11 protein-coding genes are annotated in these 13,665 nt (G+C 71.3%); 5 read left to right on the top strand and 6 right to left on the bottom strand.

The window, feature by feature from the left end; genetic code table 11:
* The first annotated feature begins 3 nt into the window (after positions 1–3).
* Positions 4–846 carry an ABC transporter permease gene (locus OG521_14690; protein WUW21970.1) on the top strand — a complete coding sequence of 281 codons (843 nt, stop codon included), beginning with the start codon at positions 4–6 and terminating at the stop codon, positions 844–846.
* Positions 847–914: 68 nt separating this feature from the next.
* Here OG521_14690 and greA read toward each other — a convergent pair whose 3' ends face one another.
* Positions 915–1,412 carry a transcription elongation factor GreA gene (gene greA / locus OG521_14685; GenBank protein ID WUW21969.1) on the bottom strand — a complete coding sequence of 166 codons (498 nt, stop codon included), beginning with the start codon at positions 1,410–1,412 and terminating at the stop codon, positions 915–917.
* A 189-nt stretch (positions 1,413–1,601) separates the two neighbouring features.
* On the bottom strand, positions 1,602–2,012 hold the full coding sequence (locus OG521_14680) for a DUF4307 domain-containing protein (protein WUW21968.1): 411 nt from the start codon (positions 2,010–2,012) through the stop codon (positions 1,602–1,604).
* Positions 2,013–2,109: 97 nt separating this feature from the next.
* Between OG521_14680 and mca the strand changes: the two genes are divergently transcribed.
* Together mca and OG521_14670 are read left to right on the top strand one after the other, a co-directional pair.
* On the top strand, positions 2,110–2,991 hold the full coding sequence (gene mca, locus OG521_14675) for a mycothiol conjugate amidase Mca (GenBank protein WUW21967.1): 882 nt from the start codon (positions 2,110–2,112) through the stop codon (positions 2,989–2,991).
* A 1-nt stretch (position 2,992) separates the two neighbouring features.
* A complete protein-coding gene (locus OG521_14670; protein ID WUW21966.1) occupies positions 2,993–3,238 on the top strand; it encodes a hypothetical protein in 246 nt (81 codons plus the stop codon).
* 65 nt (positions 3,239–3,303) lie between these two features.
* Here OG521_14670 and OG521_14665 read toward each other — a convergent pair whose 3' ends face one another.
* Positions 3,304–5,460, bottom strand: coding sequence for a glycoside hydrolase family 3 C-terminal domain-containing protein (locus OG521_14665; protein WUW21965.1), 2,157 nt, complete (start codon positions 5,458–5,460; stop codon positions 3,304–3,306).
* A gap of 132 nt (positions 5,461–5,592) precedes the next feature.
* Here OG521_14665 and OG521_14660 point away from each other — a divergent pair, with 132 nt between their 5' ends.
* Both OG521_14660 and OG521_14655 read left to right on the top strand, forming a co-directional pair.
* Entirely contained in the window at positions 5,593–6,411 is an 819-nt protein-coding gene (locus OG521_14660; protein WUW21964.1) for an endonuclease/exonuclease/phosphatase family protein, read from the top strand.
* Positions 6,408–7,991 (top strand): alpha-amylase family glycosyl hydrolase, encoded by a 1,584-nt coding sequence (locus OG521_14655; GenBank protein ID WUW21963.1) that lies wholly within the window; start codon positions 6,408–6,410, stop codon positions 7,989–7,991. Before OG521_14660 ends, OG521_14655 begins: the two co-directional genes overlap by 4 nt.
* Positions 7,992–8,067: 76 nt before the next feature.
* On the opposite strand, the gene OG521_14650 is transcribed toward OG521_14655, so the two are convergent.
* The 3 genes from OG521_14650 to OG521_14640 all read right to left on the bottom strand — a co-directional run bounded on the left by OG521_14650 (position 8,068) and on the right by OG521_14640 (position 13,644).
* Complete coding sequence (locus OG521_14650) at positions 8,068–9,318, bottom strand: sugar ABC transporter substrate-binding protein (GenBank protein WUW21962.1); 1,251 nt, start codon at positions 9,316–9,318, stop codon at positions 8,068–8,070.
* Between the two features lie 271 nt (positions 9,319–9,589).
* Positions 9,590–12,817 (bottom strand): tetratricopeptide repeat protein, encoded by a 3,228-nt coding sequence (locus OG521_14645; protein WUW21961.1) that lies wholly within the window; start codon positions 12,815–12,817, stop codon positions 9,590–9,592.
* Between the two features lie 293 nt (positions 12,818–13,110).
* Positions 13,111–13,644 (bottom strand): hypothetical protein, encoded by a 534-nt coding sequence (locus OG521_14640; GenBank protein WUW21960.1) that lies wholly within the window; start codon positions 13,642–13,644, stop codon positions 13,111–13,113.
* Between the last annotated feature and the right edge of the window lie 21 nt (positions 13,645–13,665).

The following is a 13,665-nucleotide window of genomic DNA, read 5'->3' as shown; positions in this document are numbered from 1 at the left end:
GCCGTGACCGAGACGACAGCGGCTCCGGTGCCCCGCGGCGGCGGAGGCGTCGGCCAGTCCGTACGCGACTCGCTGGTCATCGCGCGCCGCAACCTGATCCGGATGACCAGGATCCCCGAAGTGGTGCTCTTCGGGCTCATCCAGCCGATCATGTTCGTGGTGCTGTTCAGCTACGTGTTCGGCGGCTCCATGAACATCGGGGGCTCGACCGACCCCGTCGTCTACCGCAACTTCCTGATGGCCGGGATCTTCGCGCAGACCGTCACCTTCGCCACGGCGGGCGCGGGCGCCGGGATCGCCGACGACATGCACAAGGGGCTCGTCGACCGCTTCCGCTCGCTGCCCATGGCACGCGGCGCGGTGCTCACCGGCCGCACGCTGGCCGACCTCGTCCAGACCATGTTCACCGTGCTGGTGCTCACGGTCGTCGCCCTGATCGTCGGCTGGCGCATCCACGAGGGCGTCCCCAAGGCGCTCGGCGCGTTCGGGCTGCTCCTGCTGCTCGGCTACGCCTTCTCCTGGATCGGCGCGCTGATCGGCCTGTCCGTCCGCACTCCGGAGGCGGCCACATCGGGCGGACTGATCTGGCTGTTCCCGGTGACGTTCATCTCCAACGCCTTCGTGGACTCCAGCCAGATGGCGGGCTGGCTCCAGCCGATCGCCGACTGGAACCCGTTCAGCGCGACCGTCCAGGCGTGCCGGGTGCTCTTCGGGAACCCCGGCGTCTCCACGTCCGACGCCTGGCCGATGCAGCACCCGGTCTGGGCCTCGCTGATCTGGTCCGTCGTGATCATCGTGGTCTTCCGGACCCTGGCGGTGCGCAAGTACCGCTCGGTCGCCGTCTGAGCGATCCGTCCCCGCACAGCAGAGAGCCCCGGCCGCTGCGGCCGGGGCTCCCTCGTGGTGTGCGCGGATCAGCCGGAGTACGGCTTCGCCGAAAGGATCTTGACCGTGGCGGTCTTGCCGTTCGGCAGCTCGTACTGCGCGGTCTCACCCATCTTCTTGCCGTTCACACCCACACCGAGCGGGGACTGCGGGGAGTACGTCTCGATGTCGGCGCTCGCGTACTCGCGGGAGGCCAGGAGGAAGGTCGTCGTGTCGTCGTCATCGCCGTCGAAGGCGATCGTCACGACCATGCCGGGCTCGACCACACCGTCGTCGGCCGGCGCCTCGCCGACCTTCGCGTGCTCCAGGAGCTGGGTCAGCTGGCGCACCCGGAGCTCCATCTTGCCCTGCTCCTCCTTGGCCGCGTGGTACCCGCCGTTCTCACGCAGGTCGCCCTCCTCACGGGCCGCCGCGATCTTGACGGCGATCTCCGTGCGCGCGGGACCAGACAGGTACTCCAGCTCGGCCTTGAGCTGGCTGTACGCCTCCGGCGTGAGCCAGGTGACGTTTTCGCTGGTCTGGGTCACAGGGTGCTCCTCGTCGGTACTGGGAATACAAAGCATCGCCCTACCCCGAAGCATGCGCTTCCACGGGTGGGCGAAACCACGAGCCTAACAATTCGCCGGGAAAAGGGGGAGGAGGTAAACGGCTGAGAGTGTCGAACCGCAGGTCAGAGGTGCTAAGAGCCGTTCAGGACGCGCGTGCGGCGGTCAACGTCACGCCCCGCCGTCGTCCGTGCACCCGAGCAGCTCGACGCTGGTCGCCCTGGACGTCGTGCGCAGCGTGAGGACCTGGTCGATCCGGTCGGTGTCGCCGTCGAAGCGGAAGTCCTTGCGGGCGACGTCGGTGCCGTCCTCGCGCTGCGAGCGGAGGGTGCAGTACCCCTTGGCGTCCCGGTCCTTGCGGACCTCCAGGTGCACCTCGACCCGTTCGTCCGAGACGACCTTGAACTTGATCACCTCGGCGCTGAGGCCCTGGCCGCTGACGTACCCGTAGCCGATCCAGCCGACCACGCCCAGCAGGACGACGCCGAGGACCGCGCCGATGATCCTGAGCCTGCGGTCCGCCCGCTGGTCCGCCGAGCGTCCGTAACGGTTCTCGGGAAGCGTCTCGCGCACCGCCGTCATGATCGTTCCTCCCGTACCGGGGATCGAGGAATTTTCCACCCCCCGGTTCGGTCACTATAGAAGTTGCACTTCGCGACCAATCACTGAGGATCGAGTCTTGACTGAGCAGCTTCGACTGATGGCCGTCCACGCCCACCCCGACGACGAGTCGAGCAAGGGCGCGGCCACCATGGCCAAGTACGTGTCCGAGGGGGTGGACGTGCTGGTCGTGACCTGCACGGGGGGAGAGCGTGGCTCCATCCTCAACCCGAAGCTCCAGGGCGACGCGTACATCGAGGAGAACATCCACGAGGTGCGCAGGAAGGAGATGGACGAGGCCCGCGCGATTCTGGGCGTCAAGCAGGAGTGGCTCGGCTTCGTCGACTCCGGCCTGCCCGAGGGCGACCCGCTGCCGCCGCTGCCCGAGGGCTGCTTCGCCCTGGAGGACGAGACCGTCGCGGCCGGACGCCTCGTCGCGAAGATCCGCGCCTTCCGGCCGCAGGTCATCACCACGTACGACGAGAACGGGGGCTACCCGCACCCCGACCACATCATGACCCACACCATCTCGATGATCGCCTTCGACGGCGCTGCGGACACCGAGAAGTTCCCCGAGGCGGAGTTCGGCCCCGCCTGGACGCCGCAGAAGCTCTACTACAACCAGGGCTTCAACAAGCCGCGCACGGTCGCGCTGCACGAGGCGCTGCTCGCCCGCGGTCTGGAGTCGCCGTACGGGGACTGGCTGGAGCGCTGGAAGGAGTTCGAGCGCGCCGAGCGCACGCTGACCACGCACGTTCCGTGCGCGGACTTCTATGAGATCCGCGACAAGGCACTGATCGCGCACGCGACGCAGATCGACCCGGAGGGCGGCTGGTTCCGCGTTCCGATGGAGATCCAGCAGGAGGTCTGGCCGACCGAGGAGTACGAGCTGGCGAAGTCACTCGTCGATACCTCCCTCCCCGAGAGCGACCTCTTCGCGGGCATCCGCGACAATGCCTGATATGTACGCGACTCAGGCACTGCCGCACCTCGTCCCGCTCGCCGAGGAACTGGACAAGAACAAGGTGACCCCCGGGGTCCTCGGCTTCATCGTCTTCGCCGCCCTCGCCGTGGGCGTGTGGCTGCTGATGAAGTCCATGAACCGGCACATGGGCAAGGTCGACTTCGAGGAGGCGCCCGAGGAGCCGGCGGCGCCGGCCGGAGCGAAGGGCACGGCGGCACCCGCCGGGTCCGCCAACCGGAAGTAGGCGGGCGGGCGGTACCGGAGTGACCGGTACCGCCCGATCGGGTCACCGGGCGGGTCCGGCGGGCGTCACCGCACGGTCAGCGTCCGGCGCGAGCCTGCCGCGGAACTCGTTCCCGCGTAGAGGTCGATCCGGCCGGGCTCGACGGTGAACGTGCCCGCCGGGTCGTTCGTCCAGAAGCCCAGGTCCCGCGCGCCCAGCCGGAACGTCACCGTGGCGCTCGCGCCCGGTTCCAGCGTCACCCGCTCGAAGCCGCAGAGGCGGCGCAGGGGCTGGGCGATGCTCGCCGACACGTCGTGGACGTAGAGCTGGACGACCTCGTCGCCCGTCCGCGTCCCGGTGTTGGTGACCTCCACCGCGACCTCGACCGTCGCACCCCGCTCCAGCTCCTCCACCGTGACGCTGTCGCGGTCCGGTGCCGGTTCGCCGGTGCTGAACGTGGTGTAGCTCAGGCCGTACCCGAACGGGAACAGCGGGCCGTCCTCCAGGTCGAGGTACTTCGAGACGTACTTCTCGCCAGGATCGGCCGCGCGGTAGGGCCGGCCGGTGCTCTCGCGGTTGTAGTAGACGGGGATCTGGCCCACGCTCCGGGGGAAGGACACCGGGAGCTTGCCGCCCGGCCCGACCGCGCCGAAGAGGACGTCCGCCACCGCGTGACCTGCCTCGATCCCCGGGTGCCAGGCCTCCAGCACGGCGGGCGCGGAGTCCAGCCAGCCGCCGATCGTCAGCGGCCTGCCGTTCAGCAGGACCACCGCGAACGGCTTCCCGGTCGCCGCGACGGCCGCGATCAGCTCCTCCTGCCCCGCCGGCAGCCCGATGTCGCTGCGCACGGCCGCCTCGCCGCTGAGGGCCGGCGGTTCGCCGACCACGAGCACGGTGACGTCCGCCGACTCCACGGCGGCCACCGCCTCCGCGACACCCGGCCCGGCCGGGACGACGACCGTGCCGGACGCCGCCTCGCGTACCCCGTCCAGCACGCTGACCGAGGGGAAGCGGAGCCCGCCGGGGCCCGCCCAGGTGCCGTGCAGGTCGTCCGAGTCCGCGAGCGGTCCGACCACGGCGATCGTGGCCGTCTCCCGGGACAGCGGGAGGACGGCGTCCTCGTTCCGCAGCAGCACCATCGACCGGGCACCGGCCGTACGGGCCGCCGCGCGCGCCTCGGCGGTGGGAGCCGTGACGGCCGCCGACTCGTCGGCGTACGGGTGGTCGAACAGGCCCAGCGCGAACTTCAGGCGCAGGATGCGGGCCACCGCGTCGTCCAGCCGGCTCTCGTCGACGCGGCCGTCCGCCAGCAGGGCCTCGCCGTGGTCGGCCAGGTGCGTGGAGACCATCTCCATGTCGAGCCCGGCGTTCAGCGCCAGCCGGGCCGCGTCCGCGCCGTCCTCGGCGAACCCGTGCGCGATCAGCTCCTCGACCCCGGTGTAGTCGCTGACCACGAAGCCCTCGAAGCCCCACTCCTGCTTGAGGATGCTGTCCATCGTGTGCGCGTTGCCGTGCGCCGGGACGCCGCTCACCGTGTTGAACGCGGCCATGACCGTGGCCACGCCCGCGTCGAGCGCCGCCTTGAACGGCGGCAGGTAGAGATTGCGCAGCCGCTGCTCGGAGACGTCGACCGTGTTGTAGTCGCGGCCGCCCTCCGCCCCGCCGTAGGCGACGAAGTGCTTGGCGCAGGCCGCGACCCGGTCGGCCGAGGCCAGCTCCGAACCGTCCGCCGGGCCCTGGTAGCCGTGGATCCTGGCCACCGCGAGGACGGAGTTCAGATACGGGTCCTCGCCGCTGCTCTCGGCGATCCGCCCCCAGCGGGGCTCATGGGTGACGTCCATCATCGGCGAGAACGTCCAGTGGACGCCGTTGGAGCGCGTCTCCTTCGCCGACATCTCCGCGTCGGACCCGGCCACCGCCGGATCGAAGCTCGCCGCCTGTGCCAGCGGGATCGGGAACGTGGTCCAGAAGCCGTGGATGACGTCGAGCCCGAACAGCAGCGGAATGCCGAGCCGGGACTCCTCGACGGCCATGCGCTGGAGCGCGTTGGTGTGCTCCGCGCCGTGGATGTTGAGCACGGAGCCGAGCAGCCCGGCGCGGGCCGCTGCCTCCGTGAGGGCGGTCTGGCCGCCCCCCGGACCGGTGTCCCCGGTCCAGGTCAGCTGTTGCAGCTGACCGAACTTCTCCGCGGCCGTCATCCGGTCCAGGAGTGCCTTGACCTTGTCTTCGTACGTTCGCTGCATCCCGGTTCCCACGTGGCTCTTGCCGCATCGAGGGCGGCGAAGTTAACGTTTTCCCGATTATGTAAGCGCATTCAGGAAGCGCATACAAGACGCGGCCTCCGCACCGGGCCGCGCGGCACGGGAGGCGGCGGAGTGACGGACACCGGACACGGACTGCGGGTCATGACCTTCAACCTGCAGGTCGACTGGGACGGCGCGCCGCACCCCTGGTCCCGGCGGCGGGAGGCCGCCGTGGACGTGCTGCGGCGCGAGCGGCCCCACCTCGTCGGCACACAGGAGGGGCTGCACGGCCAGGTGCGGGATCTCGAAGCGGGGCTGGGGCCGGACTACGGCTGGGCCGGCCAGGGCCGCGAGGGCGGCACCCGCGGCGAGTACATGGCGATCTTCTACGACCGGCGGCGCCTGGACCCCCTCGCCCGCGGACACTTCTGGCTCTCCGGCACCCCGGACGTGCCCGGCTCCAACACCTGGGGCGGCGGCTGCCCCCGCATGGTCACCTGGGTCCGCTTCCGCGACCTGGCCACCGGCGGCGAGCTGTGCGCCGCCAACACCCACTTCGACCACCTCTCCGCCCACGCCCGCGAGCAGGCGGCCCGCCAGCTCGCCGCGTGGCTGACCACCCACGCCGCCGACGTCCCGGTCCTCGTCACCGGCGACTTCAACACCCCGGCGCGCGGCCCCGTCCACACCGCGCTGCTCACCGGGGCGGACCTGGTGGACACCTGGGACACCGCGGCGGAACGCGGACCGGACAGCGGCACGTTCCACGACCACCTGCCGCCCGTCCCGGACGGCGACCGGATCGACTGGATCCTCGCTCCGCGCGGCACCGATGTCCGTACGGCGAACGTCAACACCTCGGCCGAGCCGGGCCGTTGCCCCAGCGACCACTTCCCCGTCCAAGCGCTCGTGCACCTCGCACGGACCGTCCCGGAGGTTCCCGCCCCATGACCTCGTCCCGTCCCGCCCACGAGTGGCTGGCCGACGCCGTGCTGTACCAGATCTACCCGCAGAGCTTCGCCGACTCGAACGGCGACGGCATCGGCGACTTCGCCGGGATCGAGGGAAGGCTCGACCACCTCGCCTGGCTGGGCGTCAACACCGTCTGGTTCAACCCGTGTTTCGCGTCGCCGTTCGACGACGCGGGCTACGACGTCAGCGACTACTTCTCGGTCGCCCCGCGCTACGGCACCAACGACGACCTCGCCCGGCTGGTCGAGGCGGCGGGCCGGCGCGGTATCCGGGTGCTCCTCGACCTGGTGGCGGGGCACACCTCGGACCAGCACCCCTGGTTCACCGCATCGGCGTCCGACCCGTCCGACCACCGCTACATCTGGGCAGGGCCGGACCGCAGGCCGGAGGGGTTCGTCGCCTCCCCGGGCACCCGCCCGGGCTTCTACCTGCCGAACTTCTTCGAGTCGCAGCCCGCCCTCAACTTCGGCTACGGGCGCACGGACCCGGCCGAACCCTGGCGGCAGCCCGTCGACGCGGAAGGCCCGCGCGCCAACCGCGAGGCCCTCTACGCGATCATGAACCACTGGCTGTCCCTGGGCCTGTCCGGATTCCGCGTGGACATGGCGGCCTCGCTCGTCAAGGACGACCCGGGTCACACCGAGACCGTCAGGCTCTGGCGCGAACTGCGCGGCCGGCTCGACGCCGAGCACCCCGGGGCGGCGCTCCTGTCCGAATGGGGCGACCCGGCGGTCTCCGTCCCGGCCGGCTTCCACGCCGACTTCTTCCTGCAGTTCGGCGGCGGGGACGACGGGCTGCCGCTGCGCTCCCTGTGGAACAACTTCGAGGGCACCGTCAGCGAGCAGTGGGAGCCGGGGGCGCCGTACTTCGACGCCGGGGGCCAGGGGTCCCCGCAGACCTTCCTGGACGCCTGGCACCGGGCTACGGAGATCATCGGCGACGCCGGATTCATCTCGCTGCCGACCGCCAACCACGACTTCTCCCGGCTCGCGTGCGGCCCGCGCACCGCCGAACAGCTGCCCGCCGCGTTCGCGTTCCAGCTCACCTGGCCGACGCTCCCGGCGATCTACTACGGCGACGAGATCGGCATGCGGTACGTGCCCGGGCTGCCCGAGCGCGAGGGCAGCCGGCTCGGCCCCCGCTACGACCGGGCCGGCTCCCGCACCCCGATGCAGTGGGACGACTCGACCGGTGCCGGCTTCTCGACCGCGCCGGCCGAGGCGCTCTACCTGCCCATCGACCCGGCCCCGGACCGCCCGACCGTCGCCGCGCAGCGCGCCGACACCGGCTCCCTGCTCCATCTGGTGCGGCGCCTGATCGCGCTGCGCAAGGAGACCCCGGAACTGGGCCCGGCGGGAAGCACGGAGATCCTGCACGCCGGCTATCCCCTGGTCCACGTCCGGGGCGGCCGCTACCTGGTGGTGGTCAACCCCCGCAGTGAACCGGCGCAGGCCGAGGCCCCGGCGGGCACCGCCGTCCCGGTGGAGGCGTCGGGTGTCACGGTGAGCGGGGGCCGTATCCACGCGGACGGCTTCGGATACGGCATCTTCCAGCTCTGACGCTGCCGGGCCGGAACACGAAGGGGCCTCCCGCGCGGTGCGCGGGAGGCCCCTTCGTGTTCCGGTGCGTAACCGGTCAGTCCACCAGTCCCTCGGTGTCCTTCTGGAGCTTCGCGGCCGCCTCGGCGGGGTCGGTCCCGGCCGATACCTTCTCCAGCGCGCTGTCCATCTGCGCGGCGAACTCCTCCCACTTCGACATCGGCGGGATGTCCTTCGCGGTGGCGAGCGACTTCTCGAAGACGGCGAGGGACTCGCCGCCGTTCTTGAGCGCGGGCAGGTCCCAGGCGGCCTTGTTGACCGGCAGCGACTTGGAGGTCTCGTACCAGCGGGCCTGCATCTGCGGCGTGGTCAGGAACTTGGTGAACTCCTGGGCCGCCGCCTTGTGTCCGCTGTCCTTGAAGGTCACCAGCGAGGCGCCGCCCACCCAGGACGTGGAGCTCTTGCCGGCCGGTACCGGCGCGACCTTCCACTTGCCCTTCAGTTGGGGCTGCTCGGCGAGGTTCTGGACGATCCAGGGCCCGGACACGAACATCGGCATCCGGTCCGCGGCGAAGTCCTTCACCACGTCCTGGCCGGGCACGAAGTTCTTCTTGGCGAGCCCACCGTCGAAGTAGCGGCTGAACTCGGTCAGGGCCTCCACCGACTCGGGGGAGTCCAGGGCGGGCTTGCCGTCCTTGCCGAGCAGCGAACCGCCGGCGGAGAAGAGGAAGGGCGCCCAGCCCTGCCAGGCCCCGGCCCCGCCGGGCTGGAGCGAGAGCCCCCACTGCGTCCCGGCCTTGTGCTGGTACGCGGAGGCGAGGGCGCGCATGTCCTTCCAGGTGGCCGGCGCCTTGTGGATGCCCGCCTTCTCGGCGAGGTCGGTGCGGTAGTAGAGGGCCCGGGTGTCGGCGTACCAGGGGACGCCGTAGGCGGTGCCGTCCACGACGTTCCCGTTCCAGGTGGCGGGGAAGAAGTCGTTCTTGTCGAAGACCTTGGTGTCCACCGGTTCCAGGGAGCCGAGTTCGATGAACTCGCCCATCATCGTGGAGCCCATCTGGGCCATGTCCGGCAGCGTCCCGGCCGCCGCGGCGGACAGCAGCTTCTGGTGGGCGACGTCCCAGCCGACCGGTGTCACCTTGATGGTGACGTTGGGGTGCTCCTTGGTGAACTCCTTGCTCACCGTCTGGATCCGGTTCCCCTCCTCACCCATGGCCCACACGGTGAGGGTCTGCTTGGAGTCGGCCTTCGCCTGACCGGAATCACCGCCTCCGCAGCCGGTGAGCGCGAGGGCCGTCACCAGGGTGGCAGCGATGCCGGCGGACCTGAAAGTCCTGACGGTGCGGGTCATGCGACTCCTCCAAGCGCTCCATGTATGCGCATCCCGTAAGCGCATACATGACCTTGCAGTACGCCTCGGGGTGACTCAAGAGGCGTACGGATAACGCTTTGGCAAACCCGCTGCGAGCCGGGGAACCGCCCGATACGGGCCCATTTCCGGCATGCGTCCCTTCCCCCGCGGGCAGCACGAGAACAGGGCCTGCCCGGCAACTCCCTCCGCAAGGAGGGAAATTGCCGCACAGACCCTGCTGCTTATAAAACCCGACCGCCCGGACCGGCGCCTACGGCCTCGCCGGGACCGCCACCCCCATGATCTCCCGGGCATGACGGGTCGGGGTCAGGCCCAGGCGCCACGCCTGCCAGCCGTCCTCCAGGTCCACGCCCCGGTTCAGGACCACCCGGAACGCCTCCGCGCAGTCCTCCAGCTTCGGGTCCCGCGTGGCGTGGCCGGCCCCGATCAGGTCGGCCAGCTCCTGCTGCGCCACCACCGAACCCACCTCGACGCCGCCCGGCGACGCGTACGGCAGCAGCGTGCAGCGCAGGAAACGGGCCCAGTCCGCGCCCCGCGCGTCGCCGTACGAGTCGAACAGCGCGGCCGCCTCACCGCACAGCTCCAGGGCCTGCGGCGCACGCTGGTTGCCCGCGTCCACGAGGGCCAGCTCCAGACACGTCCAGGCCTCCCCGTGGGCGACCCCGATGCGCCGGAAGTCGGCCCGCGCGTCCACGAGCAGCTGACGGGCGAAGCCGGAGTTGCGCAGGTTGCCCGTCTGCGCGGCCCGCTGGTCACGCGTGACCCGCCCCGAATGGTGCCGGGCACACGCCAGCCCGTACACGTCCCGCATCCGAGAGAACATCGTCCGGGCCCGCTCCAGCTGCCGCACCGCCTGATCGGTGTCGCCCGACTCCTCCAGGGCCTGGCCCAGGTAGTAGAGCGTCCACGCCTCGCCCCGCGCGTCCTCGCTGTCGCGGTGCCTGGCCAGCGCCGCGTTCAACTGCTCGACCGCCGCGGCCGGATCACCGTCCAGCAGCCGGGCCCTGGCCAGCTGCGTCAGCGCCCACGCCCCGCCCCGCTCGTCCCGGGTCCGCCCGTACAGCTCCAGGGCCGTACGCAGCGCGGCCTCGGCCCGCTCCACCTCGCCCATCCGCAACAGCACCTGGCCCAGCTGGAACTGCGTCCACGCCTCCCCGTGCAGCGACTCGCCCTCGCGGTGCAGCACCAGCGCCGTGTCCAGCAGCTCCAGCGCCTCGGCCAGGTGCGCACGGTCCCGCTCCACCGCTGCCAGGGCGTGCAGCGACCACGCCCGGTCCTCCGCCTGCTCCGTGGAGGACTGCAGCCCGATCGCCTCGCGCAGCCGCGCCGAGGCCTCGGTCAGATTGCCCTGGTGGTGCAGGGTGATGCCGAGCGAGCACAGGGCCAGCGCCGTACCCGCGTCGTTCTGCGCCTCGCGGTACAGGCCGACGACGGAGGACAGCGTGGTGCGGGCCTTGTCCAGCTCACCGAGCTGACGGGCCGCGATACCGGTGCGCCACTGCACCGAACGCTCCAGCAGCCCCTGGTCGACCGCCTGCGTCAACTCGCTTATCTCGCCCAGCCGGTAGAGATCGCCACGCAGCAGGCAGTAGTCGCACAGCGCGCCCAGCAGATCGAGCACCGCGCCCTGGTCGACGCCCTCGCTGTGCCGCAGCGTGGACGTGATGAAGCTCGACTCGTCGTCCAGCCAGCGCAGCGCCGCGTCGAGGGAGCCGAAGCCGTGCGAGCCGAACTGCCCGGCCCGCGTGGACATCTTGCCGTCCACCATCCGGATCACCGCCCCCGCCAGCTCGGCGTAGTTCGTGATGAGCCGCTCCTGCGCGGCCGTACGGTCCGCCGGCTCCTCCTCGTCGTGCAGCCGGGCCAGGGCGAAGCCCCGTACGAGATCGTGCAGCCGGTAGCGCGAACCGCGCACATGGTCCAGCAGCCCGGCCCCGGACAGCGCCGTCAGCAGCCGCTCCGCCTCCTGCTCGTCGGCGGAGAGCAGGGCCGCGGCCGCCGCCGCGCCCAGGCTCGCCCGCCCGGCCAGCGCGAGCCGCCGCAGCAGCCGCCGCGCCTGCTCGGACTGGTCGGTGTAGCGCAGCCACAGCGCCCGCTCCACCGGCGGGACCGGCCCGTACGCGGCGAGGTCGGCGGCCAGCGCGCTCGGGGTACGCGCCCCGAGCGAGGACCCCGCGATCCGCAGCGCCAGCGGCAGCCCGCCGCACAGCTCGGTGATCGCCTCGCTTGACGGGTAGTCGTACAGTCCCTCCCCGTCCTCCTGGGACGCCTCGCGCAGCAGCTCCTCCGCACCCGCCGGATCCAGCGCCCCGACCTCCAGCTGATGCACCCGGGCCGGCACGGACTCCGGCAGGTCGAGCGGCTCCCGCGCGGTGACCAGCACGAGGCTGTCCGAACGCTCCGGTATCAGGGTGCGGACCTGCTCGGCGTCGCTCGCGTCGTCCAGGACCACCGTCACCGGGGTGCCGGTCAGATGCTGGTGGTACAGCTCGCTGAGCCGGCGCACCTGCTGCTCGGCGGACGAGCTGTCGCGGAACAGCAGCTGCTCGCGGGGCGCGCCCAGCCGGTTCAGCAGATGCAGCAGCGCGTCCCGGGTCGGCAGCGGCGGCTCACCGTCCGCCCCGCCGCGCAGATCGACCACGCACGCGCCCCGGAACTGGTCCTTCAGACTGTGCGCCGCCCGCACGGCCAGCGTGGTGCGCCCGGCGCCCGGCGGCCCGTGCAGCACGACGACCGTCGGCTTCGTCTCCGTCGAGGCGCGGGCCGCCTGCACCCACTGGGCGATCCGTGCCAGCTCGGCGCGGCGGCCCGCGAACTTCCCGTCGGATGCGGGCAGATGGCTGAAGGACTGTTCGAGGAGCGAACGCATCCGGGCCGCCGCGCTGCGGTCCCCGCCGCGCAGTTGCGGCGCGGACCGCTCCACCGCGGCCTTCTTCTTCGCCGGGGTACGGGACGAGGCGGTCAGCATCCGCTGCTGGTCGATGAACGGGCGGATGCCCCGTACCTCCAGCGCCGTCAGCCACTGCAACCGCAGCTGCTCCGCCCCGCCCGGCTGCCCGAGCGCACCGGCCCTGCGGTGCGCGGCCGGCCAGTGCGAGGCGGTGACCTTGGCGACGGTCGCGGTGGCCCCCGCCACCGCGACGACGGCCCCGGCACCGAGCGCCAGACCGGACGCCGTACCGAGCGCCACATCCGCGCCGAAGGCCGCGGCCGCCGCAACCCCCGTGACCAGTAACGGCGTTCCCAGATTCGCCCGGCTCAGCCGCTGCCCGAGCGGCTGCTGCCCGGCCGTCGCGGCATCGAGCGCCTGGGTGTACGCGGTGTACTCGTCGCCCGCCCCGGCGGCCATCGCATCGAGAGCGGCGCGACCGCGTGCCATCAGCGGCCCGGGATCGGTCCGGCCGCCCGACCGGCGTACCTCCTCCTCCACGGCCCGTGCCAACAGCCGTTCGGCTTCCGCCCGGTGGCTGTCCCGCATGTGTGTCCCCCTCCGGATACGACGGCGGCCACCGTGTCAGCGGTCGCCGTGGTCAAGTGTCCTGCGTGCGGCGCGTCAGCGCGAGAGAGTGCGGCGATCAACCGGGCCTGAGAGAGGATGGCCCCATGCCGAATCGCCTGGACCGTGAGACTTCCCCGTACCTCCTCCAGCATGCCGACAACCCGGTCGACTGGTGGCCTGGGTCAGCTCGACCGCGATCAGGGAGCACTCCCGGCTGAACGGTTCCACCCGTGGACGGAATCGTCGTATGCGTGCCCGGCGAGCGCCTGGTGCTACCGCTCCGAACGGCGTACGAACTGCCAGCCCAGTACGGCCAGGGCGAGCGTCTGCACGAGAGACGCAAGCATGAGCAGGGGCTGAACAGCAACGGAGCACCAGAACGCGGTCGTGCAGACCATGGGGAGGACCAGGTACGTGAACAGGTCCACCGCGGTCTGAAGCCGCTTGCGCACGGTGCGGCCCGCAACGTTTCGGTGGTAGATCTCCCAGCCGAACACTGCGCCGTGGGCGGACGTGAGTTCCCCCAGACGCGGTCCCAACCGGTCGCGGACGTAGCAGCCGATTGCCGAGATCTTCTCGTCGTTGACCAGGTAGGTCCAGCCCAGGACCAGGCAGATCGCGGGGACGGACAGCAGTATTCGGGACTGTCCGCTCCGGGCGCTGATCGCCACGACTGCGGTGGCTGCGGCGAGCGTGAAGTAGAGCAGATTGTCGCGGAACCCTGTGCGAGTCTTCTGTTCCTCTTTGAGGCGGTCGTACTCGACCAGCAGGATTCTGCTCTCAGTGACGTCATCCGTGGAGTTCATAGGCACTCCTGTGCTCGATTT

This window comes from Streptomyces sp. NBC_01463, from assembly GCA_036227345.1.
Lineage (GTDB): Bacteria > Actinomycetota > Actinomycetes > Streptomycetales > Streptomycetaceae > Streptomyces.
This window is presented reverse-complemented; position numbering and strand designations above follow the sequence as displayed.